This is a genomic window from Levilactobacillus andaensis (genome assembly GCF_016861695.1).
GTDB lineage: Bacteria > Bacillota > Bacilli > Lactobacillales > Lactobacillaceae > Levilactobacillus > Levilactobacillus andaensis.
In genome coordinates this window covers 304,150-328,019 of the sequence record NZ_BOLP01000003.1, presented here as the reverse complement: position 1 = coordinate 328,019, position 23,870 = coordinate 304,150, and the positions used below count along the sequence as shown (strand labels likewise).

Sequence of the window (23,870 nt, the reverse complement as noted above, 5' to 3'; positions counted from 1 at the left end):
AAGCCGCAGGTTCGCCACATCTGGGGTCTAACGGGGGGATTCGATGACTGATCGACGCGTTATCCGAACTAACGAAGCCTTGCGAGCGGCCTTCAGAAAGCTGGCCCAGCAGTACCGCTTCCACGAAATTACCGTGCAACAGCTGACCGATGAGGCTAATATCAACCGCAAAACGTTCTACCTGCACTTCGATTCGATCGACGACTTGGCCGACAGTTTTACGGCAGAGATTGCCGATCAATTACTCAGCTTACTCTTACGGGAACCGGCAAATCACGACCCGCTCAACCACTCCGGCGTCTGGTTCGACCGCTTGACCGCATTCTTTGAGCAAGCGCCCAAGTTCTATACGTTCGTGTTGACTTCGGATGATTATAGTTTCTTATCACGACGGGTGAAAAAAAGGGTCGTGGCGGGTCTCGCGGCCAACTTCCAAACGGACTATCGGCTCAGTGAAATCGACGCGCAACTCGGCGTGAACTTCCTGATCAGCAGCACGCTCACGCTGTTTCGGCTGTACATCACGGGTGAATTGGCGATGTCCAAGGCGGACTTTCGCCAGCGAATCATGGCGCTGAATTTGAACGGGTTACAGGGATTCTTGGAAACAGTGCGCTAAAAAAAGACCGCTGACGAATTGTCGGCGATCTTATTTTTGGTAGATGAAGACGAGGTCACTGGCAGTCGAGTGTTCCGGCGAAAATGCCCAGTCGGGGTGATCGAATCCTTTGATAGCAGCAAGCGTGGCGGCTTGATGCTCGGCCAAGAAGCGGACCATTTCGCCGCGAGCCATTTTAGCTAGCGTGGCCTTGGTCTTGAGTTTGCCGGCGACCAGACTGGCAAAGACGACCGTGACGAAGGGCTGTTGTGGCTGGAGGTAGGGCGTGATCGTCTTGGCGTACTCCTGGGAGGCCAGGTTGACGATGGGTTCGCTGGTCGGCGTGAGTGCCTGGTACAGTCGATCTTGCCAGAAGGCGTAAAGGTTGGGGGTACCGGCAACTTGTAGTTTGGATTGCATCTCTAGGCGGTAGGGAACGACGCTGTCAAATGGTCGCAGAATCCCGTAAAACCCGGAGAGAATGCGCAAATTGGCCCGGACATAATCCAAGGCCGGGGCGGTGAACAGGTCCGGTGCCATGTACTGGTATTGGATACCGGAAAAGGCAAGCAGGGCGGGCGTCAGTTGGCGGGTAAGGTCGAGTTTTTGTAGCCAATCGTAGTTGGGCTGGGCGAGCTTGTCGCTGCAGTGCCAGAGGGTTTTGGCCTGGGCATAGGTCAATTGACGAAGTTCGGTCAGTATCTGTTGGGTTTGCGCTAAGTATTGTGGGATGTCGTCGCAGCCGAAGGTGTCGGTGTCGACGATCATTTTTTTTGCGGGTGCGATGATAATTTTCAAGGGCGCGGTCTCCTTTCAAGGGTGATTGATGTTTCACGTGAAACAACGTTAAGACTGGGGAAACTTTTCCAGACGGTAGAGTTGTTCATCGTCCACGTGATTGTGGCCGGCTTTGAACTGATAGCCCATTTTTTGGTAAAAGCCCAGCGCCGTGATGGATGCGGGAATTTCGACTCGTTTGGCGCGGTGAAAGTAGGTATCCTGTTCCAACGTGGTGATGATCAGCCGGCCGATTCCCCGACCCTGATAGGTGGGGAGTACGAAAATATCAAAGAGGCTAAATTCTGTGACGCTCCCCCAGTAGGAGCCAATCGCGCCGGTACCAACGATTTGCGTGGCATCACAGACGACATAGAAGTGTGTTTGCTGAGCCTTTTCTAGGAAGAAGGTGGGCGTAAGAACTTGAATATCATGTTCAATGTAGGCCTCGGTATAATCTTGGCGGTTCGTCGTCCGCAGAGTCGTGGCAACGACCTGAGCAACGGCGACCGCGTCGGTGGGGATGAAACGGCGGATGTGCAGCATGGACAGCGCCTCCTTTTCCAATCAGAATAGCATTTTAGACCATAAAAAAACAGCCCCGCGCAGAACGCGAGACTGAAGTGGTGAGGTGCGGCGACCTTCGGAATGCTTGCGCACCGATCGCGTACCCCCACCTTGGTTTGGCACCACGAGTAGTATCGCACGTCCGACTAGGGCAAGTCAAGCAAAATTGGTTGTTTCACGTGGAACATTCACCGGGGAATAGCTGGTACTGGGCGGTTAGCTGTGGAATAATTGGAGCAAAGGGTGTCAGCAGGGAGGGTGAAAGACAGATGCAGGTGCAAGTCGTAACGGCAAATAACCCATTGATACCGGTGTATTTTCAAGGCCGTTGGGTCGAGAAGACAATTCGGGGGCAACGCGTCATGTACAGTACGAATTTGGGCGCGGAGTTCTGGTTTCGCGTCGACCGGGCCAGCTTTGTCACGCTTAACATGCTAAATCTGGCCAGCGATGTCAGCTCCTGGATCGCCGTTCAAATCGACGGTCTTCCTTATCAACGGATGGCGGTTGAAACGTTGCCGTGGCGTCTGACTTTGGATGGTCACCGCCACGTGATTCGGGTGGTCATGAGTGGCAATACGGATGCGGACCAACTGTGGGCGACCGATGCGGGATTTGCCGTACAGTCGGTGACAAGTGATGGTGACTTGCAGGCGGTCCGACCGGGGCAGCGCAGCATCACTTTTATTGGTGATTCGATTACGGCTGGGTGCTGGGTGATTCCTGGGCGACACGCCGCGGTGGACTACCGGGCGGAAAGCAACTACGCCGCCATTGCCAGTGACTTGTTGGGATTGCGCGATGTGCGGTTGGCCTACAGTGCGGCCGGTGTGTCCTGGCCGGGAACCGGTGGGGTACCACCGCTGCCCCAAGTATTGACGGCAATCGATGACCGAACACCGTGGGAACCGGAGCAAACGGACCTCGTCGTGGTTAATGTGGGCACGAATGATCGGCGAATCGCGGCGGCGGAATTTGAACCGCTATTTGAAAAATTTCTGCGACAGATTCAGCGCCTATACCCGATGAGTCAGGTGGCAGTGATGGTCCCGTTCAATCAGCACTTTGCCGCGGTTATCTCGGCAGTGACGCAACGGGTGGGGGCTGACCTCATCGCCACGGCTGATTGGCAACCGACCACAACGGATGGTGTCCACGTAGATACGGCCGGGTCACAGTTAGCGGGGCAGAGACTGGCGGAAAAATTACGAGAACTATATCCACTATTATTAATAGCTGATAATTAATGATTATTAATAACAAAAAGAAAACTTTAACATGACAGAACAACTACCAGTAGCAATGGAAATTACGATTAAATTTGAAGACGTGATAAGACGTGATACCCGCAGTTTGGCGGACGCTCGTTGTGCCCATTTCACTGCGTTATGACCAGCTACATGTTCTCTTACAATTGACATTTAGCTGGGATAATGAGCACCTGCACCTCTTTCATCCCAAGGGTAATCCAGATCGTGAGTACGTGCCGGAACCGGATACTGATTCCGCCAATAGTATGTTCGGGATTGAGGATATTGGGACGAGTGAGGCTTACCCCTATCAGGATTTGATCGATGGGCCGGTCATTTACAAGTATGATTTCGGCGATTGTTGGGAGCACGAAATTCGGCTGAAACACCTGCTGACCTTTGACGAACTGGATGGTCGGGCCTTGCCTAGTTGTGTTCGGGGATCTGGTGCAGCTCCCGGAGAGGATGCCCGCGGTCTCGGCGAGGACGAGGATGTGTCGGTCCCCTATGATCGAAAAGTAATCAATGCTCGGCTTGAAAAGTGGGCGACAGCCGGGAATAGACTATTGTTTGACCTTAACGATTATTGATGAAAATTAGTTAAGCGCGGCAGTTGTGAGTCCCTAATGGTATCTATGAAATAAGATGGTTAGTTGACCAAAAATTCCCTTGACGGTTAACGATTTGACGTGTAATCTGACTATTAAATGATAAAATGATTAGAATTCTCATTTGGACGATGAATGGAAGGAGTCTTGTGCGTGAAAGTGGAGAGTAAACGGTGGTGGGTCGCACCCTTTCGGCCCAGCGAAACGTTTCAAACGTCATCTCAGGTAATTACCTTTTTTATTGGGTGGGGCATTATTATTTTGCTATTAAATTTAAGCTTATTCACGAAACAAGGCTACACCCCGGCAATTCCAGCGCCAATTCATTTCACCGGTGGCTCACTCTTAGACGCGAGCTGGGTGGGATTGCGGTTCGTTGCCGTATTGGTTTTGTTTTCAATGCTACCATTGAAGTGGCCGTTAGCATTGCCAGTGATGTGGGGCATCAGCATTAGTGTGAGCAGTCTAGCCCAATTGGGAATGTCATTTAATGATGGCGTGGGTATTTTCGTCATGCGGGTATTGTTGGTCATTGGCCAGTTGGGCGTCTTATATTTTGCGACCCGACTAGCACGTGACACGCAATTGGGAACCAGATTTGTGGCGAGCGACCATTATAGCGTTCGGTGGTTGCAGGCCTTCTTGACCAGTTGGCGCCAAAATTGGGTCGGGGTCGTTGTGACGTTAGCGGTCTACATTTTAGCGTTGGCGGCACTGAATCCGCTGGAGCTGTGAGCAGATTGATTGCGTTAAGAATACATACTCCGATATACTAATTGTTATAATCTATTAGCCAAAATAACTAATCTAGGAGGCGACCCGCATGAAAAATTTACTGTTAGGCGTTAGTTTAGCGGCCAATGTGGCGTTAGGCTACCTATTGTTGCAGGACAAGGAACAATTACGTGCGTTGCGCGCCCATGCCGATAGTGTTGCCGATAAGGTGGTTGGCAAGGCGGAGCAGTGGAAAGGGGCGGTCACCGATGATCCGGTCGACCAGCTCAAAGGAAAATTTCACGAGGGCCGCGGTGAAGTTAAGGATGCCATCGAAGGTGTACGGGAAGATTTAGCAGAATAAGTTAGGTAGCGGCGCCGGAGTTGATGGGTGGCCGCTTTTTTTGTTTCACGTGGAACAAATGGGAACAAGTTGAAGGTAAGTTCCCCGCACCTTACCCGCTATCTCCCAATCTAGACGTGTATAATAGACGTCGGAGTCTTAATCTAGATGAGGTGAGTTTTTGAAGAAGTTAGCACCCCTGTTTGTGGGGTTGGGCGCGCTCAGTTTTGGTGTGCCCGCGTCGTTATTTAAAATTGCTGCTCGCGAAGGCGTCGTCAACGGGCCGTTATTATTCTGGTCGTTTTTAAGTGCCGTGATCATTCTCGGTGTGATTCATATTGCTCGGCGGCGGTGGCTACGTTACCAGCACACCAACTGGAAGCAGGTTCTGTTGGTGATTGCTGCGGGGACGGCCTCCGGGTTTACCAATACGTTCTACATCCAGTCGCTGAAATTAATTCCGGTGGCTGCGGCTGCGGTCATGTTGATGCAGGCCGTCTGGTTGTCGGTCCTGTTGGGTGCCATTATCCATCGCCAATGGCCAACGCGGCTACAGGTATTGAGTATCGTTCTGGTCCTGATTGGAACGGTATTGGCAGCGGGGCTCTTTCCGATTGAGCAGGCACTCTCGCCATGGGGACTGTTCCTCAGCTTCTTGGCGGCCTGTGCTTATGCCTGCACCATGCAGTTTACGGCGAGTTTGGGCAATAACCTCGACCCGCTAAGTAAAACGTGGTTGCTCTGCGTCGGTGCCTTTATCCTGATTTCCATTGTCTGGGGACCGCAAATCGCGACGGCCCGCATCACAGCACCAACGATTGGCTGGGGGATGCTGATTGCCTTGTTCTCAATGGTCTTTCCGTTGGTAGCCTACTCGATTTTCATGCAGTACTTGGACCTGGGAATCGGTCCGATTTTATCGTCGCTGGAATTGCCGTCATCCATCACGGTAGCCTTTATCTTATTAGGCGAAACCGTGAGCTGGCTGCAAATCTTGGGCGTAGTGATCATCATTTCGGCGGTCGTTTTGCCCAACGTTTGGGGCATGCAGCGCCGCAGTCAACTCGATTAAAATGTTTCATGTGAAACAAACGAGAGTGGGATAGAAGGCGGTTAGTCAATGAGCATTAACATCGATAGACGAATAATCCCGGTTTTGGATTGTTTGTCTATCGGGGTTAAGCGGAGTTGACTGCCTTTTGTCGCACGTTTCCGCAATATACGTTCGGAGCGCACAAAGGGTCTGAGACTTTTGTCTCAGGCCCTTTTAACTTGTCTTCTGCACGAAGACGGTTGGTGTTGCGATTGCTTGGCTACGAACAATCCGGTGGCCCAGTACGATACTGGCGGTGGCACCGAGAATGATGATGGCGAGAATCATTTTCAACGTTTTGCTCATGGCACGGCCTCCTCACCGGTAGTTTACCATGAATCGGCTGGTGTGGGGGAAAAGTCGTTGCGGCCAGTCACCGTTCCTCGCTCCGCAGTTTGGTTGACCGGACATGATGAAACTGCTAGGTTGAGGGCAAGGATTGTCTAGACCGGGTGGCATCTTTTACGTATACAAAAAGGAAAACCAAGAGGGGGCTGTCATCATCGCCGTTACTTTATCCAATAAATTAAGAGATCTATTGTTGGCCAGCAATTTAGGCTTGAGTCGCGATCACCGATTGGCCGGCTGGAATGTGCTGACCATTTTATACCATGACGGCGCCACGAGTGGTGTTGTGACAACATTGGGGACCTTATTACAGGTGTACAACGCTAATTATCTCGAGCTAGATGAGCGACCACTAACTGATATTGTCTTAAAGCGTGTTTTAGACGTATTGAGTGATCAAGCTAAATTGGTCGAGGTTGCGCCCCGAAAAGTGCGGTTGCCCATGAAAAATGGGGCTTACCACATTCAGCAGTCGTTCGTGTACAAGATTACCAGCAGTGGCATCGAGTATTTGACCATGATGCAGCGAGTCATCGACGCTGATAATACGGTGACCGCTAACATTACCCGGATTCAGGAATATTGCGATTTAGTTGTTAAATTGACGGATCCCAGTCTGGCCGCGGATAGCACGCAGTTGTACAACGACTTTCAAAATATGCTGGCAGCTTATGCGGACGTGATGAAGGGGATGCATAAGCTGGACGAGGACCTCAGCGAACTGGCGAATGACCTGGCCTTCAATCACGGTGGTGAGGCGGCTAGTCACCTACAAGAAATGCTACGAGACCGCGCGATTCCAGCGTTTCGAAAATTACTCGCACAGGGACCGCGGCTACAGTCGTTGGCCAATTCCACCGACTTTAGTCAGCGAGTCGCCCGCAGTCAGCAGGGGAGCGACGACCTGGATGCCGCCCATGCCGTGGGTGATCAAGGGAAGATGTTGATTCGGTTTCAGAAGGCACGGGACTATACACAACGGCAATTAGACCGGTTAGCCGCCAGCTTTGACCCCAGTCCAACCGCAATCGATAGCAGCATGGACACGGTCTACCTCCTATTTCAAACGATTCTGGATGCGATTCGCCTGCTCAGCCAGGAGTACGACCACATTCAGGGGCAGACGGTCGATATTCAGGCGCTGACGGGGAAAATCGATGAGTTGCTGACTCACTATCAATCGATTGTGGTTCGGCAGCCATTGCCACGTCATTTGCCACAGGACCGAGAAGTGGACGATGTCGCTGATTTACTGGATGCCACGACGATGGGGGCGGTCGTTTACGAGGCTGTGCCACAGCGGACTGTGACTGTTACCGAGGCGGATAACCCACAGTTGGCGGACGATGACCCAGACGTAGCCGATGACCAGGAAGGACTGGCAGAATTTCAGCGGGTGGTCATGCAACGGACCGATTATGGAGAGGTCAATCACGATTTGGAGATGACTTCGATTCATGCGCGTGACGAGCTGATCCGGTTGTATAGTGCGACCGGAATCGACCATTACGATAGCTTTGCGCCGTTTGGCCGACCGGTCGTGAAGGTTGAGGCACTGCCAGATAGTCAGCCAGTTCACGTCCATTGTGGCGATGAATCCTACACGGTGACCTTGCCGAGTGGGTTTGCGGTCTGGTTTGCACCGACGGCCGACTCTTTATAGGAAGTGACAGTCAGATTTCGAAATTTGGCAGGCGAACGGTCTGTACCGAGTTGGTAAAGATTATATTGTTTATGTAAACAAGAACGTTTGTTCGACTTAACATGCTATACTGACAAAACAGAGAAAGGAAATATGCAAATTTGAAAGGCTGGGGACTGACCGGAATCTTTCGTCATTTGCATAGCGGGTGCCTATGAGCGACTTACACGGACCAGAGCAACTCATCGTCAATGAACTACTAGATCATGGGATTTTTACCAGTACCATCACGCCACAGACTAGCAAACAAATGGCCGATGCGATTAACGCTTTAAAGCGGCCATTGACCCAGCAACGGCTAAATAGCTTTTTCAAAGGTCTATTAGGCGTTGTTCCGGATAACTATCAGGAAAATCTTTTGTTTCTTCTGGGCGACCAGCGTCTAGATGCCGACTCGGTCCATGTCTTGTTGGCGACACTCAAGGCCATTATTAATTTACCGGAATTACAGAATCAGCAGAGTGACCGGGTCGTTTTGACCCAGACCATCGTTAGTCAGGTTCACAGTGAGGTCGTGAACCTCGATGAAAAGGAAATTCGGCGGCGCATCACGGCGTTATTTGTTGACCGATTTGGACTGTTCACGCCGGATATGCCGGAGGTCAGTGCCGTTGAACGAACGGAAGAGATCGATGATTATTGGGACATTAGTCCGGACTTTAACTATGTGGCAGCTTGTTTGGTCGAACATCTACAGGCGGCCACAGTGGCTCCGGAACCTACGCCGTTACAGCGAGTGAATCGGGTACTCTTGACGCAACGATACGTTGACCGGTCATCAAGGGTTTGGCTAGACCTGGTGACGCACAAGACAGAGATTGCCGAACAGTGGGCTCAATTAGATCGGTTTGACCTGGAATGTGGGGATGACTACGCGTTACTGTTAGATAAGTCGCGGAAAAAAAGTGAGGCGAAGCCCGCAGTCGCGGCTGTCGCAGTGGCACGTTCATTGGGCGTGGGATTGCCGAAGGATATGGTAACAACGCGGATTCATCAGATTGTTCACCAGCTATTTCCAGAGAGTACGATCAACGTCACAATGGTCAAGCAGGCGCTGACTGACATGGCATTGGTTCGTGAGCGCGATGGTTATGTCAGTCCGACACCCATCGCCCACCGATTTACTATGCGCACACAGCAGGCCACAACGGAGGAGAAGTAAATGACATTAAGAACTCAATTAACGCCGGTGAGCTTTCACCTGCGAAACTTTAATAAGTACTCAAACTTGGACTTAACTGCCGCGGAAAATGGAAATCTGACGTTGATTGGGGAAAATGCGGCTGGAAAGACGACACTGGCTAACTGTTTTTTTCCAATGTTGATCGATGGATCGATTGCCACACCTTCATTTAATTCGGCCAAAGGGACTGATCGTTTAGAAAGTACGGGAACGCCACGAAATAGTCAGCGTGATACGCGGAATTTTGAGAGCATGTTGGTGGGATGGGGACCAGGGGCCATGAAGGTTCGCACCGGCTATAGTTACTTGTTGCTGCGGTCAAAGACTCGGCAGGCCATTCTAGGCCTAGGTGCTCATCGTGCTGTGGGCGAGTTACGTAAGCCAACGTGGTGGTTTGTCGCCATTAGTGATGACGCAACGACTAACTTAGACATCGTGACGACTAACGCTGACGGTAATAGTTTGGATGAAGATGATTTTCGTACGGCTAATGCTGGATTAGGGAAAAAATTACATATTTTTAATCAGGCACCGGCTTACCGAGAGTATGTTGCCACGCAAGTTTACGGTTTTTCGAACGGGGAAGCGTTAGGAAAATTGGCCGCGGTCTACCGGTTGCTGGCCTCGCCAATCTTGACTGGGGGAAATGCCCGTTTCACCCCGATTAGAGAAGCCCTGAAAAACGCACAAGAGGGAATCGACTCACAGGTGATCAATCAGGTTGCGGATAGCCAACGAGAAGTTAATCGGACCAAGGGGGTGCTTCAACGGCTGAAGAAGGCGGAAGAGCGCCTCCAACGGATGAAAAAAGAAATCTTCTGGCGTAACTTGAATCATTTGCGGGAAGCAATCTTAGACCCTTATAGTCAAGTCCATCAGGATTTTGAGGGCAAGCAAGAGACCGTGAGTCAAAATCAGCAGACGATTGGCCAGGTCACGCAGCAGCTTATGTTGATGGCAACGAATCTGAAACAGGTTGAAGATACGCTGAAAGGGTTACGCCAAGAAAAGGCTAACCAAGATGGTATCGTTCAACGGCGAAAAGAGTACGAACAGCAGATCACTAGCCTTCAACAACGTTTGGTGACGTATCGCAAGCAGCAGGAGCAGCTGACGGAATTACGAAAAAAGTTGGCAGTGGTCACAACAAAACAAAGTGCGGTGACAGCTCAGCAGCAGGAACTAAACGACCAACAGTTGCGGCCGTTGCTGACCAAGTTAGCTACTCAAGCAACGGAACTGCCAGAATTGATGGATGTGGTCACGGAAGTCGATGCAGCCAAGTTGGCGCAGCGCTTAGGCGAATACCTTCAGCAATTTAAGGACCTTCGTAATCAGTATGATGATTGCGAACGGGCCAAGGAACGTGTGAGCAAAGATGTTCAAATCGTCGTGGAGATGCGTGATGAACTGCGCGGGCGAATCGATGAACACGCCCAAGGGCCGTTATACGGCCGTGTAAGAAAAGATATTCATCAGGATAACCGGGAAGTCCATGATGCCGGTGCCGCTCAGATGAACGGTGAATTTCAGCGACTATTAGCAAAGCAACAACAACTATTAACGGATCATCCAGACCTGAAACACATCCTCAAAATGCCAAACTTCTTGATTGATCTCCGTCAGCAGCGCCGATTGCTGACGGATCTGCTACAAAAGATAGCCGCAGGTCAACAGCAACTTGATCAGTTGGCACAACAGCAGCAATTTTTTGACCAACAGATTACAGATGTTTTGGCAGCCGTTGAACCTGACTTTGATGAGCAACGCATTACCGCAGAAATAACGGATACTCAGCAACGTCGTGATGCGTTGATTGTCGACACTGAAATTGACACGAAGATTGAGCAGGCTGAGGCCGAGCAGACACAGCTGAATGGTGAACAACAACGGCTAAATAATCAACGTGCCATAGCGGAAGGAAAAATCGCCACGGCTAAGGAAGATATGGCACGGATGAAGGCTCGCTTGGATCAGTTAGCGGAACAAGGGCGAATAGCATTGGAAACGTTGGCGCCATACCAACCACAAGAAGCACAGTTGACGACGATTACCAGTGCCATTGCGTTTGTGCAGGAGAATCGGAGTGAAGTTCGTAATAATAGTTATGGTGATATTAGTGATCGGATCAGTCGTTTGATCCATCATAATGACAGCAACGGGATTGACCGGAATGCGCTGGATACCCTATTTGAAGAGCGTGGCTATACCGACTTTGCCAGTGCCATGCGTCAGCAACGTTCTGTAAACCAGAATGGGTTGACAGTTATTGCCTTTGACATCAATCGAGCATTGCTGTTGATGACCACAGACCAGAATCATGTGACGAAATCATTGAAGGAATTGACGACTGGAAACGACGTGGCTCAGGATACGTATTTAACAGCTGCAATCCAGCGGATTACTGCGCAATATCGATTGATTGCGGACTATAACCGGATGTTAACGGAAGGGGTTAGCCGTGAACAAAGTATTAAGTTGAAGGTTGAACTAACACCGACCGAGGTCAGCGACCAAGTGATCAAAGAAGCTTGTGATCCGTTGGCCGACAAACGACCGGCACTAGTTGCGGAAATCCGTAACCGGCTGGAAAAATTGGCTAATGATTTAACGGTTGCTGACGATGACGACCTGTTCATGGACGCGGCCCAGCGCTTGCTCGATACACGTCAATGGTCAGCCTTTAAGGTGCTGATCAAACGGCGTCAAAGCGCAGAAGACAACTATGAAGAAGTCGACGATAAATTTGTTCAGTCCGGGGGATCGGGTGCTGAAAAGGCGCAGGCAATGGTCTTACCATTGCTGTTGGTGCCGAAGATGGTCTTACAGCGTGCAAAAAATGTCGATGCGCCATATTTAGTGATGTTTGATGAGTTTGCGGATAAATTGGATCCGGAAACGGCGAAGTCCTTTGCCAAGACAATCGCTCGGTTTGGCTTCAACTTTATTGCGACGATGCCGAGTGGGGCGCAGAACAAGATTTTGGCTGACCGAGTGGATAATATCGCGTACGATGTGATTGCACCGCAGAATCAAAATGACGGGCGGTTCCATCGTAATATTATCCGGGAAGCCTTGAGTTGGGGGGATGCTCATGCCAAGTCAGTATCATAAACGGTACGTCGCGGAAACGGGAAAACTGGTACCGAAAAACGCTGATCGACTGGATCGCCTATTTGACCGAATTGCGGCCGGAGAAAACTTACCGCCGCGTGGTCAGCAAGCGGTTGAAGCTGGATTAACAGCCCACAGCTTGAACGATGCGCAAGAGAACCCGGCTGTTTACGACTATTATCAATGGGTATTAGCCAATTGTTTTACGGGGAATCAGGTTCACGAGGTGACAGCGAAGCTGATTGGGATGGCCTTCATCTGTGCCAATGTTTTTGAGACGGATCTGCCCCAGCCGCTGACTTTAAATCCGTGGCAGATTGCGTCCATGAAAGACTTCCCCTTGCGTCATCGCCGGGTCGTAATTGTTGAGAATAATGGTGTCTTTGCTTGGCTACTTCGTCTCCATCCAGAGTGGCCGTTGATTGATCAATCCGGCAACGACTTCAATTCAGCGTACGTGACGTTGATGGAAAATTTAGTCCAACGTGAGGTACAGTTTACCTATCTAGGTGATCTCGATAGTCGTGGCATTCAGATAGCGGATCATCTATTAGATGAACTAGCAATTGATCCAGTAGAATTCACCGCCATTCAGACGCCAGCGAATGTTCTAAAATGGCTGACGTTAAAAGGGAAGACTGATCCACAACGGACACGACCACTGACGGTAAAAGCACCGGTGTTTCAGCAAGAATTAGATTCACTGACCTTAGTCAAAAAATTTGTCGAACAGGAACAATTGATTGCGGAGTATGAAGCGTTGATTGTTCCCTGGTTAAAAATGAAATGAGTGTCAGAAATGGCGTCGAGAAACTCAAATGAGGGTTTCTCGACGCCATTTTTCGTTATCACTAAAGATGTTTGTCATGGGCAGTCAAATCGTTAGGAACCTGACTCGTTCCCAGAGTTACTAAGGTCACGGTAATAAACAAAGCAGCAAAAGATGCGATGAATTTAATCCACATGGGCCGTTCCTCCTGACTAGATTTGATACTTACCGAAAGTTTAGCACGGAAAGTGAGGTAGTGGGAAAAAGTCGTTTTACCCAGCAATTTAGGCCCTGAGGAAACTAATCAGCGGGTAATTATTTTGTGAGGCTTATGGTGAAATTGCCAATTTACCGATGTGGAGAGTGATGACCGATTATTTTGGGAAGCACCTGTAAATAAAAAAGACGAGCCATAATCTGCTCGTCTCAGGGCATTAACCACTAATGCCATCGTATCCAATAAATGTAAAGTAGGGAGTCCCGCCCACTGAGTAGAGGCTATTAAAGGTTCCGGCAATACCGTTGTCTTCGTCACCTAATGTGTGTTGCGGATTATGCAGGTTCTTCAAGGTCAGTCGGTATTGATAAGCACCGGTATGGCTGACTCGCTTGGTTTTGACCCCTTTAATATCATGGCTAAAGTAGAGCCGCCGGTAAGGGTCATGGTAATCCGTCTTCGTGATTTTAGCCATCCCGGTTGGTTTTTGATAGAATCCTAGGCCAGTGCTTACTGTAGGATCATAAGTTAGGACTTCAGCGTAACCATCGGGCGTAATTCGTAGACTCTTACTAGATGGTTCCATGGGACTTAATGCGGCCTTGGCACCACCAATGTAGAGGTCACCATGACTATAACCGGGCATGAAATCAGGGACTTTGACGCGTTTGAATGCCGTGAGCTCGGCCGTGGCCTTTAAAGTGACCTGAGGATCATAAGCACCAGCGCCCGGGTCGATCGTATAACCTTTGGGCGCACTTTGCTGGATTAGCGGATAACTGAGGCGAGCCAAGTAAAGTTGCAGACTGGGGACCAAGTAACCATGCCGTTTAGTCGTGGTCAGGGAGCCGGCAACATCGGTACCTGCAGGAAGAGTAAGCGCTCGTTTGACGGGCGCACCGACTTTTTTCGTCGGGATGTAAGCCACTTTAACCGTAACGTCACGCGTTAGTTGAAAGTATTGGCTTAAATTTAAAAAATCAGTACTAGCGGCAAAATCACCGACTTTTACGATAGCACTAGGCTTTTCGGTTTGCGCATTGCCAATCAGGTTGCTCATTAAAAATGCAGCAATCAATGCGCATAGACCAAGGCTCCATTTACCAACTTTACTCACGCTTTTCCAGCCTCCTAATTTTGACGACATACTCAATTATACCTGATTCAAGTATAGATAATAGGGAAGATGAGCTATTAAATTTGGATTGATGCGGTACTAGCGAAAATATTTTCCCAGAAGTGCGTAAATATTTCCCGGGGAATAAATTTCATGTTCAGAAGGCACATGGAACACAGGTGTCTGGGGAATGATGGGGGAGTGTAACTCCACAAAAGGACAAAAATTGGAGAAATCATCGAAATTTCACGGTATTAACCCGGGTTATAATTGGGGGAAATTCTCGGTAATAAATAAAAACGGCGGGAGCAGAGGCTCGCGTCGTTTTTGTTAGAGACATTAGAGATAGTAGAAGCGAAAGTCAATGTCCTGATCATGATTACCAAAGCCTTTACCATACAAAGTCAGCCCACCAACATGTTTCGCCGTTTTCTTCACCGCCAGCCGCAGATTCCAATACTGCGTTTGCCGAGAGAAGTCGTCGATGGTCACGTTAGAAATCTTTTCACCGCTGACAAACGTACCCTCATGCGTGACTTGTAAGGTCTTCAACAAGCCATACTGGTTCATGTTGTTCGGCCACCATTCCGGGTTCAGTTCGCCACGAACATCCGCATAATCACCAGGACTTTCCCAGAAGCCGAGGTCGATGCCGTTGAGTTCAAAGCTGATATCGGAGGGCCAATTGTCGTTGGTGAATGGAAATTCCGAGGCAACTTCAAAACTGATTTCGACCTGCTGAATCGTTTGCGAGCGGTCCAATAGGTTAGGCACTTTGTAGTCAACATAACCCTTGGCAAACCAAAGGATTCCAGCGTTGACCCGGTCAGGATCCATGAAATATTTCGGATCATCCAAGTGGCCAATGTAGCTCTTTGTTGTTGCCAAACCACAAACTGGGTCGACATCGTAATCCACATAGTGACCGATCGGTAAGTGCGTCTCGTAGTGGGAGTAGGCCGATTCCTTACGGTTGGGGAAATTAATACCTAAATAACTGACCCGCAACTGCGAGATTTTTTGGACGCCATTCTTACCCGGTTTCCGTGTCGTCTCAATGATTTTTGCCCGTTCCAGCTGGTTCACGTGAGCACTCACGATGGACTTGCTGAGGTGGAGGTGCGCGCTGAGTTCTTGGATATTCATTTCTCGTTTAGAGAGCAGGTCAATGATACGGAGTCGAATGGGACTAGCCAAGGCTTTGAGCAGCCCGACTGAGTCTTGATTTAAGTCGATTTCCATTAAATATTCACCTCATTTGTATATTAGGTTCATATATATATTAACATAAAGCCGCTATAAAACCCGTAATTCGGTCGAAAATAGTGTTACTAGTGAACGTAACCCCAAAATTTACCTATTTAGTTCATATTTTACCTAATCATCCATTGACAGCGCTTACATAGACCTGCTACCATAAATGTCGGAAAACGAAGGAGGGATAGAATTTATGCAAGGAAAGCTTTATGCGACGGACTTATTTCCCATCGGTCAGATTGACCACCGGATTAATTCGTCTTTAGCAGAACATATGGGGCGCAGCATTTACGGTGGCATTTACGATCCGGATAGTCCGCTAGCCGACGATGCTGGGCTACGTAAGGATGTTATGGCAGCCGTAAAAGAGCTCAACGTACCGTTAGTCCGGTATCCGGGTGGTAACTTTGTTTCCAGCTATCACTGGGAGGACGGCATTGGGCCGCGTGACCAGCGTCAGCAAAAAGTCGACTTGGCTTGGCAGAGCGTGGAATCCAATCAGTTTGGTCTCGATGATTTCATGGACTGGACGACGAAGGTCGATGCGGAAGCCATGATTGCTGTCAACTTGGGAACGCGGGGAATCGAGGATGCCTGCAACTTGCTGGAGTATTGTAACCTTGATACGAATACATATTGGGCCAACAAACGCCGCGAAAACGGGCATCCAGAACCCTACCATGTGAAGTTCTGGTGTCTCGGTAACGAAATGGATGCGCCGTGGCAGATTGGCCATAAGACCGCTCACGAGTACGGTCAGTTGGTCAACGAAACCGCTAAGGCCATGCGTAGCCTTGATCCTAGCATCAAAGTCGTCGTCTGCGGGAGTTCCAACGAGCACACGCCGACGTTTGGGACCTGGGAATCGACCGTGCTAGATGAATGCTACGACAACGTCGATTACATTTCGATGCATCAGTACTATGAGTTGCCATCAAAGGGGACCATGCATCACGTGGCCAAGTCGATTCGGATGGATCAGTTCATCAATTCCGTCGTGGCACTCTGTGACGCGGCGAAGGCGACGAAGAAGTCAGATAAAACACTCAACATTTCCTTTGATGAGTGGAACGTCTGGTACCATTCCAACGAACACGATGCGCACCTTGAGCCTTGGCAACAGGCGCCGCATCGGTTGGAGGATGTCTATAATTTTGAGGACGCCTTACTCGTTGGGTCATCGCTGATTACGCTGTTGAAACATGCCGATCGGGTCAAAATTGCCTGCTTTGCCCAGTTAGTCAACGTGATTGCGCCAATCCTGACGACCAAGGATGGCCTCCTGAAACAGACCATCTTTACGCCGTTGCGAGACGTTTCCAAATACGCTCATGGCACGGCGCTACGAACCAGTGCGCAGTCGCCAACGTACCAGGTTCCAGAGTTCGGCGATGTGCCGTACCTGGATGCCGTCACCGTTAAGAATGACGATCACCATTACACGATTTTCGCAGTCAACCGGCATCAAACGGAGTCGCTGGACCTGGCCGTGAAACTCAACGATGATCGGCTCCAAGAAACCAGTCATCTCAGCTATAGCTGCACCGATCCCGAGTTCAAGAACTCACCGGAGCAGTCCGTATCTGAGGAGAATATTCAGGATGACGGTCAGATTATTTTGAAACCGTTTTCTTGGAACGTCATCACGTTTACCGTCTAATTGGGATTAGGCGGGCCACACAATTTTAAAACAGAAAGTGTGATTTACAATGGATGCTACAAAAACAGTTGCCCATAAGAGTAAGATTTGGCCAGTTGTCAACTTTGCCTTTGGGAACTTTGGCCATTCTGCGTTATCAATGATGTTTGGGACTTACTTTATGATTTACGTCACGACGGCCATGTTCACCGGCGTGTCAAAGTCTCAGGCTACCAAATCAATTGCTATGATTACGGGACTCATTTTCGTCCTCAGAATTCTTGAAATTTTTATTGATCCAATCATTGGGAATATCGTTGATAACACGAACACGCGTTGGGGCCGGTTCAAGCCTTGGTTGATCGGTGCCGGGACGGTTTCCGCCTTGCTGCTGATTGTCCTGATGTCCGGGATTTTCGGGCTGTCACGGTCAAACACCACTTGGTTCATGGTTCTCTTTATTCCGATCTTCACCATCTTTGATATCTTCTACTCCTTCCGGGACGTCTCCTACTGGGGCATGATTCCTGCCTTGAGTGAAGACAGCCACGAACGGTCCATCTTTACGGCCGCTGGGAACTTTACTGGATTTGGTCAAAATATCGTCACGATGACCATCGTTCCAGTCGTCACCTACGTCACTTATCTCGCTACTGGGAAGCATAACGAAGGCCAAGCGGGCTGGACGACCTTCGGGATTATTATTGCCGCTGTTGCCATTATTTGTTCATTTATCGTTGCCTTGGGGACCCACGAAAAGCAAAACGTTTTGCGGAATGCCGCTAAGGAAAAGACGAGTTTGAAAGACATGTTCTGGGCCTTGGCACATAACGACCAGATGCTCTGGACTGCGCTACCATACTTGGTTTACGGGTTCGGGAACGCTGCGACTGCTGGGCTGATGTTCTACATGTTCAAGTACGTTTTGGACAAGCCAGGTCTGTTCTGGATCGCCGGCTTGATTCCAACCATTTCAGGATTCTTCACGTCACCACTGTACCCAATCATTAATAAATGGGTCACGCGGAAGACGATTTATGCCGTCAGCATGTGTGCCATGATTTTGGCCTACATCATCCTGATCGTCTCAACCGATAATTTATTCATGGTCATGGTCGCCTTAGTTCTGTACTACGTGCCACAAGGTTTTATCTTCATGGCCGTTATTCTGACGTTGACCGACACCATCGAATATGGTCAATTGAAGAATGGGACGCGGAGTGAAGCCGTGACGTTGGCTATTCGGCCAATGCTCGACAAGATGTCCAGTGCGATTTCTAACGGGGTCGTTGGTTGGGTTGCCGTTGCTGCCGGCATGACCGGTACCGCCACGGCCGCTTCCATTACAGCCGGTGGGATTACCCTCTTCAAGGCCTTTGCCTTCTGGGCTGGCTTGATTGTCCACATCCTCGCGTTGCTCATCTACGTCTTCAAGGTTAATATCTCCGAAAAGAAACATGCCGAAATCGTTGAAGAATTGCAGAAGAAGTTGGGCGCTGAAAACGTCAAGTAGTCCTGTATTGATTGATGAATTGGTATGAAATGGGTGGACTGCGGTTGCTAGAAATTCTGTTGGCTCGGATTGATCCTTTCCAGTAGCAACATCGAATTGTGAGATTGTTCTGGATATTCAGCTAGCTACTAGGTTGCCAGAGAGCTTCCACCTAAGCCGAGAGGTCGGCAGATATGGGCTCAGGCGCGTCGTTCTACTTAGCTGACGGTGGTCTTCCGTTGGCTTAGTAGAAGACCAAGCTTGTAGACTCGGTACTTTCGAGGCTTCAAGTTGTGTCCGCACCGTTCCAGCCCATATCTGTCGGCCGGTAAGGCGAAAGTACCACCATGTCAATTAAAATCAAAAAATTAGTCTAATGCATAAGTGGCTAAACCGGTCGTCTTGATGATGAATTTAGACCAAACTGGTTTAGTCACTTTTCATATTACAATTTAATTCGACTTCGCTGGTATCCCAGTAATTCTGCTGTATAATTATCAGTGTAAGCGTTTTAAAAAGGAGGAAAACTTTTGAAAGCAGAAATTTCATGGCTGGATGATCCCCAGACTTTTCGGATCAACCAGTTACCAGCTCACAGCGACCACCGCGGGTATGCGACGGTTGCCGAAGCCCTGGCCAAGCAGAGTAGTTTGGTTCAAAGCCTCGACGGTTCCTGGGAATTTTCTTTTGCGAAGGATCCCCAACATCGTCCAGTCGGCTTCTATGAGACCGATTACGACCGTTCCGACTTCGATCAATTGACCGTTCCTGGCCACATCGAACTCGCCGGTTACGGCCAGATCCAGTACATTAATACGACTTATCCGTGGGAAGGCAAGCACTACCGCCGTCCCGCTTACAGCATGGGTGCCGACCGTCCCGAAAAGGGCATGTTTAGCACCGACCCCGAGAACACCGTGGGGGCTTACGTCAAACACTTCACACTGGCCACCGCACTGCAAAACAAGCGGGTCAGCATCGAATTTGACGGGGTCGAACAGGCGATGTATCTCTGGTTAAATGGCCAATTCGTAGGTTATGCCGAAGATAGCTTCAGCCGTTCCGAATTCGACCTGACGCCTTATCTTCAGGCTGGCGACAATATTCTGGCCGTTGAGGTCTTTAAGCACAGCACCGCTGCCTACCTCGAAGATCAGGATATGTTCCGCTTTTCCGGTATCTTCCGTAGCGTGCGGTTGGTCGCCAAGCCAGCCTTACACGTCGAAGACATGACGATTCGGGCGGGTGTCGACGATGAATTTGTGACCGGCGACTTGCGGGTCAATTTGAAATTATCCGCTGCCGATGAGCTAGCGGGGGCCGTCAACGTGAGCCTCTTGAACGACACCGGTGAGGCCATTTGGACGACCGAAAATGAGGCCGCTGACACGCTAGACATATCCGCGACCATCAATCATGTTCACCTCTGGAACCACCACGACCCGTACCTCTACCAGCTCCAAGTCGAGTTGCGCGACGCCACGGGGAATCTGGTCGAAGTCGTGCCTTACCAAGTCGGGTTCCGCCGCTTTGAAATGAAGAACAAAGTCATGGAACTCAACGGTCAACGCTTGATTTTAAACGGCGTCAACCGTCACGAATGGGATGCCCATCGTGGCCGTGCCGTGACGCAAGCCGACATGGATTACGACCAACAAATTTTTAAAGAAAATCACATCAACGCCGTACGGACCTGTCACTATCCCGACCAGGACGAGTGGTACCACCTATGTGACCGCAACGGGATCTACATGATGGCTGAGAATAACCTTGAATCGCATGGGACTTGGCAAAAGATGGGTGCCGTTGAGCCGTCCTACAACGTGCCGGGCAGCTTGCCACAATGGCAATTGGCCGTGCTCGACCGGGCCAAGAGCAACTACGAAATGTTCAAGAACCATCCGGCCGTTTTGATCTGGTCATTAGGGAACGAATCCTACGCCGGCGACGACATCGCGGCCATGGACAAGTACTACCACGACGTTGACCCAACGCGGCTGACCCACTACGAGGGCGTTTGCCGTAACCGGGATTATGCGGATCGTATCTCCGACATGGAAAGTATGATGTACGACCATCCGGATGCCATCGAGGACTACTTGAAGAATGATCCGGCCAAGCCGTTTGTGAACTGTGAGTACATGCACGACATGGGGAACTCCCTGGGTGGCATGAACAGTTATACCGACTTAATTGATAAGTATCCAATGTATCAGGGGGGCTTCATTTGGGATTACATCGACCAAGCGCTCTGGGTCAAGGATACGGTGACTGGTCAACCCGTTCTCCGTTACGGCGGGGACTTCGATGACCGGCACGCCAACTATGAATTTTCCGGCGATGGCCTGCTCTTTGCCGACCGCACGCCGAAACCAGCACTACAGGAGGTGGACTACTACTATGGCCAACACGACTAAATTAAACGTGATTTATGGCGACGAGACCTTGGGACTGAGCGGTCCCGGGTTCCACTACATCTTCGCTTACGACCGGCATGGGTTGGAGTCGCTGGTCCAATACGGCAAGGAATGGCTGTACCGCACGCCGAATCCGGCTTTCTGGCGGGCCACGACCGACAATGACCGCGGTAATGGGTTCTCCACGAAGTCCGCAGCATGGTTGGGCGCCGACCTGTTCAGTGCCTGCACGCAAATCGACGTGGCTGTTGATGGTCAGCCGATTCAGTTGCCGATTGCGCCCGTCAACAACCAGTATTCCGACCACGAAACGGCCACGACGGTCGCGGTGAAATTCACTTACACGACCACCACGACCCCTGCCACCACGGCATCGGTCGAATACATCGTCGATGGTACCGGTAAAATCGCGGTCAACGTCCACTACAACGGGGCAACTGGTTTGCCAGAGTTGCCAGCGTTTGGTCTGCGGTTAGTCATGCCGACCGCCGCCACCGGATTTGACTACCAAGGTCTCTCGGGTGAAACGTATCCCGATCGGCAAGCGGGTGGTCGTCCGGGCACGTACCACGTTGATGGCCTGCCCGTGACGCCGTACATGGTGCCGCAGGAGTGCGGGATGCACATGAGGAACGACTGGGTCAAAGTGACGCGGGCCACAACGCTCAACAATGCCGATCCCGACCACCAGCCATTCAGCCTGACGATTCGGCAGACCGGGCATCCATTTGCCTTTAGCTGCCTGCCTTACACGCCGGAGGAATTGGAAAGTGCCACTCATATTGAGGAGTTGCCACTGGTTCGCCGCACGGTCTTGACCATCTTTGGCGCCGTCCGCGGTGTCGGGGGCATCGATAGCTGGGGCGCTGACGTCGAACCGCAATACCACATTGCGGGCGACATCGACCACGACTTTAGCTTTGAAATTGCTGGGGTTAAGGACTAGCTTAATTTGAATAGAGATAGCAAAAGGAAGCACACGCGATTGGTGCTTTCTTTTTGCATTTTAACCTATTTGGTATAATATAGGTATCATCAAGTCTGGAGGCTAGTAACATGGAGAACGCATCAGAAAAAACAGCCTTTACGGTTCGTGTGAATACAGAAACTAAAAATAAGGCGGATCAGGTTGCAAGCAAACTAGGAATTAATTTGACTGCTGCAATTAATATGTTTGTCGAACAGTTTGCGCGGGATGGGGAGATGCCTTTCCAGCCAACGACAAAGGAAAGAGTCTACACTGAGGATGATTTAGATCCTGCCATGGTTGCGATGCTTAAAAGAAGAATAGCGGATATGAAGGATAATTCGGGAGTAACGGAGAGTGAACTTGCTGAGATGTTTGCTAAACGGTTAGAAGACTAGATGAGGCAGGTTAAGCATTATCTAGTTATCATGCATCATGAAGCGGCAACAGAGATGACAAATTTGGTTGGGTATATTCGAAACGCATTATTGAATAATACAGCAGCAACTGAACAATCAAAGTATTTTATGCAGGCGATAGCGTCATTGCATAGAAATGCTCTCAGATGTCCACGATGGGCCGTTATGCGCGATGGTACTGTCATAAGGAGATTGTACGTAAAAAATTATGTGCTTATTTATTCAGTACAGGAAAATTACGTACATATCCTACATGCTTTTTATGCCAGACAAGATTATAAAAATAGAATTTAGTGCATATGGTCAAACTTAAAAGGTCATAGGATAGTCTACTAACTAATAGCAGGATTCCTATGATTTTTTTATTACGGAATAACCAATTCCAATGGAGTTCTTGCTTGATACTGTCGGCCTTGGCGAGGGACCGTAAGCTAGTCACCACCGCGTAACCGTGGGTGAGAAATTCCGTGAGGCCCCAGCTAGCAACGAAACCGGAACCGCCAGAAACAACAACCTTTTTCATAAATGAAGACTTCTTTAAATTTAATTTAGACAAATAGTATAATATATTGTCTAAAACGTCAAGAAATGTTATTCTAGATTCATAGGAGTTGAACGCCATGATCGACCAAAAAGAGCTGACTATCAAGCTCAATCACGTGATTTTAATCAAAGGATTTCAAACGGTATCCATGAGTAAACTGGCGGCGGCCGTAAATGTTAGTCGCGCCAGTCTCTACTTATACTTTAAGAATAAGGACGAAATCGTCCAAGCGGTGGTGGCTCGCCACCTGCAATTCATCGCCGAACATCCCGTTCCGCGGCACTTTGCGCCAGCAACGTTCCTGCCAATTTGGTTGGATTCGCTACTGCTAATGGGGTCAACGACCGAAACGTTTACCACAGAGCTGAAGAAGGCCTATCCGGCGTTGTACCAGCAATTCACTGGGGCCTACCGAGTTTATTTTGGCCAACTGGAGGTCTACGTCGATCAGGGACAGCAGGCCAATTTCATCGTCAAAGAGTTCCCCGCCGCCTATGTCTTGTTCCAAGCAGAGGCGCTGGTCCAAACGGTCTTGCAGCAGGTGAAGACGCACCAACTCACACTGGACCGCGCCGAGACCTATTTGGCGGCCACATTGCGACTCCAACTGACGGGGTTACTGGTCCCCGCCGTGCAGGAACAGTTGGACATGAAGCAGATTGAAGGTTTTAAAGCGACTATCTTGCGCGAGTTCCGGGCGACGTATGCGTTGATTGCTTAGAGCGAAGTATTAAC

At 49.8% G+C, this 23,870-nt stretch carries 21 protein-coding genes; 16 read left to right on the top strand and 5 right to left on the bottom strand.

The window, feature by feature from the left end; all coding sequences use genetic code 11:
- Window positions 1-43: 43 nt before the first annotated feature.
- On the top strand, window positions 44-619 hold the full coding sequence (locus JUF10_RS02290; protein WP_203640625.1) for a TetR/AcrR family transcriptional regulator: 576 nt from the start codon (window positions 44-46) through the stop codon (window positions 617-619).
- A gap of 30 nt (window positions 620-649) precedes the next feature.
- Here the strand turns inward: JUF10_RS02290 and yaaA are convergent, their stop codons facing one another.
- Both yaaA and JUF10_RS02280 read right to left on the bottom strand, forming a co-directional pair.
- A complete protein-coding gene (yaaA, locus tag JUF10_RS02285; protein ID WP_203640624.1) occupies window positions 650-1,396 on the bottom strand; it encodes a peroxide stress protein YaaA in 747 nt (248 codons plus the stop codon).
- Between the two features lie 48 nt (window positions 1,397-1,444).
- Entirely contained in the window at window positions 1,445-1,921 is a 477-nt protein-coding gene (locus JUF10_RS02280; RefSeq protein WP_203640623.1) for a GNAT family N-acetyltransferase, read from the bottom strand.
- Between the two features lie 290 nt (window positions 1,922-2,211).
- Here JUF10_RS02280 and JUF10_RS02275 point away from each other — a divergent pair, with 290 nt between their 5' ends.
- The 5 genes from JUF10_RS02275 (at window position 2,212) to JUF10_RS02255 (ending at window position 5,929) form a co-directional block, all read left to right on the top strand.
- A complete protein-coding gene (locus JUF10_RS02275; protein ID WP_203640622.1) occupies window positions 2,212-3,189 on the top strand; it encodes an SGNH/GDSL hydrolase family protein in 978 nt (325 codons plus the stop codon).
- Window positions 3,190-3,281: 92 nt separating this feature from the next.
- Window positions 3,282-3,782 (top strand): plasmid pRiA4b ORF-3 family protein, encoded by a 501-nt coding sequence (locus tag JUF10_RS02270; RefSeq protein ID WP_203640621.1) that lies wholly within the window; start codon window positions 3,282-3,284, stop codon window positions 3,780-3,782.
- Between the two features lie 171 nt (window positions 3,783-3,953).
- Entirely contained in the window at window positions 3,954-4,535 is a 582-nt protein-coding gene (locus tag JUF10_RS02265) for a hypothetical protein (protein WP_203640620.1), read from the top strand.
- An 88-nt stretch (window positions 4,536-4,623) separates the two neighbouring features.
- Window positions 4,624-4,878 (top strand): CsbD family protein, encoded by a 255-nt coding sequence (locus JUF10_RS02260; RefSeq protein WP_203640619.1) that lies wholly within the window; start codon window positions 4,624-4,626, stop codon window positions 4,876-4,878.
- Between the two features lie 160 nt (window positions 4,879-5,038).
- Window positions 5,039-5,929 (top strand): EamA family transporter, encoded by an 891-nt coding sequence (locus tag JUF10_RS02255; protein WP_203640618.1) that lies wholly within the window; start codon window positions 5,039-5,041, stop codon window positions 5,927-5,929.
- 195 nt (window positions 5,930-6,124) lie between these two features.
- Here the strand turns inward: JUF10_RS02255 and JUF10_RS14175 are convergent, their stop codons facing one another.
- Window positions 6,125-6,256 (bottom strand): hypothetical protein, encoded by a 132-nt coding sequence (locus JUF10_RS14175; RefSeq protein WP_268911958.1) that lies wholly within the window; start codon window positions 6,254-6,256, stop codon window positions 6,125-6,127.
- A 196-nt stretch (window positions 6,257-6,452) separates the two neighbouring features.
- On the opposite strand from JUF10_RS14175, the gene JUF10_RS02250 reads away from it, so the two are divergent.
- From JUF10_RS02250 to JUF10_RS02235, 4 genes are all read left to right on the top strand, one after another.
- The gene (locus JUF10_RS02250; RefSeq protein ID WP_203640655.1) at window positions 6,453-7,961 is read left to right on the top strand and encodes a hypothetical protein; all 1,509 of its coding nucleotides are present in this window, start codon (window positions 6,453-6,455) and stop codon (window positions 7,959-7,961) included.
- 193 nt (window positions 7,962-8,154) lie between these two features.
- On the top strand, window positions 8,155-9,162 hold the full coding sequence (locus tag JUF10_RS02245) for a hypothetical protein (RefSeq protein WP_203640617.1): 1,008 nt from the start codon (window positions 8,155-8,157) through the stop codon (window positions 9,160-9,162).
- Complete coding sequence (locus tag JUF10_RS14050; protein WP_236008132.1) at window positions 9,163-12,297, top strand: SbcC/MukB-like Walker B domain-containing protein; 3,135 nt, start codon at window positions 9,163-9,165, stop codon at window positions 12,295-12,297.
- Window positions 12,278-13,087, top strand: a complete 810-nt coding sequence (locus JUF10_RS02235; protein ID WP_203640616.1) for a DUF2399 domain-containing protein — start codon at window positions 12,278-12,280, stop codon at window positions 13,085-13,087. The genes JUF10_RS14050 and JUF10_RS02235 overlap by 20 nt, the downstream gene beginning before the upstream one ends.
- 413 nt (window positions 13,088-13,500) lie before the next feature.
- Here the strand turns inward: JUF10_RS02235 and JUF10_RS02230 are convergent, their stop codons facing one another.
- Both JUF10_RS02230 and JUF10_RS02225 read right to left on the bottom strand, forming a co-directional pair.
- Window positions 13,501-14,400 carry a hypothetical protein gene (locus JUF10_RS02230; RefSeq protein WP_236008131.1) on the bottom strand — a complete coding sequence of 300 codons (900 nt, stop codon included), beginning with the start codon at window positions 14,398-14,400 and terminating at the stop codon, window positions 13,501-13,503.
- A 339-nt stretch (window positions 14,401-14,739) separates the two neighbouring features.
- Window positions 14,740-15,642 carry an ArsR/SmtB family transcription factor gene (locus JUF10_RS02225; protein WP_203640614.1) on the bottom strand — a complete coding sequence of 301 codons (903 nt, stop codon included), beginning with the start codon at window positions 15,640-15,642 and terminating at the stop codon, window positions 14,740-14,742.
- A 208-nt stretch (window positions 15,643-15,850) separates the two neighbouring features.
- Between JUF10_RS02225 and arfA the strand changes: the two genes are divergently transcribed.
- The 6 genes from arfA (at window position 15,851) to JUF10_RS02195 (ending at window position 23,856) form a co-directional block, all read left to right on the top strand.
- Window positions 15,851-17,317, top strand: a complete 1,467-nt coding sequence (gene arfA / locus JUF10_RS02220) for an arabinosylfuranosidase ArfA (protein ID WP_203640613.1) — start codon at window positions 15,851-15,853, stop codon at window positions 17,315-17,317.
- A 49-nt stretch (window positions 17,318-17,366) separates the two neighbouring features.
- Entirely contained in the window at window positions 17,367-18,809 is a 1,443-nt protein-coding gene (locus JUF10_RS02215) for a glycoside-pentoside-hexuronide (GPH):cation symporter (RefSeq protein WP_236008130.1), read from the top strand.
- Between the two features lie 509 nt (window positions 18,810-19,318).
- Window positions 19,319-21,205: a glycoside hydrolase family 2 TIM barrel-domain containing protein gene (locus tag JUF10_RS02210; protein ID WP_203640612.1), complete on the top strand. Its 1,887-nt coding sequence runs from the start codon at window positions 19,319-19,321 to the stop codon at window positions 21,203-21,205.
- Window positions 21,189-22,151 carry a beta-galactosidase small subunit gene (locus JUF10_RS02205; RefSeq protein ID WP_203640611.1) on the top strand — a complete coding sequence of 321 codons (963 nt, stop codon included), beginning with the start codon at window positions 21,189-21,191 and terminating at the stop codon, window positions 22,149-22,151. Before JUF10_RS02210 ends, JUF10_RS02205 begins: the two co-directional genes overlap by 17 nt.
- A 110-nt stretch (window positions 22,152-22,261) precedes the next feature.
- Complete coding sequence (locus tag JUF10_RS02200) at window positions 22,262-22,570, top strand: type II toxin-antitoxin system RelB/DinJ family antitoxin (RefSeq protein WP_203640610.1); 309 nt, start codon at window positions 22,262-22,264, stop codon at window positions 22,568-22,570.
- Window positions 22,571-23,211: 641 nt separating this feature from the next.
- On the top strand, window positions 23,212-23,856 hold the full coding sequence (locus JUF10_RS02195) for a TetR/AcrR family transcriptional regulator (protein ID WP_203640609.1): 645 nt from the start codon (window positions 23,212-23,214) through the stop codon (window positions 23,854-23,856).
- The last annotated feature ends 14 nt before the right edge of the window (window positions 23,857-23,870 follow it).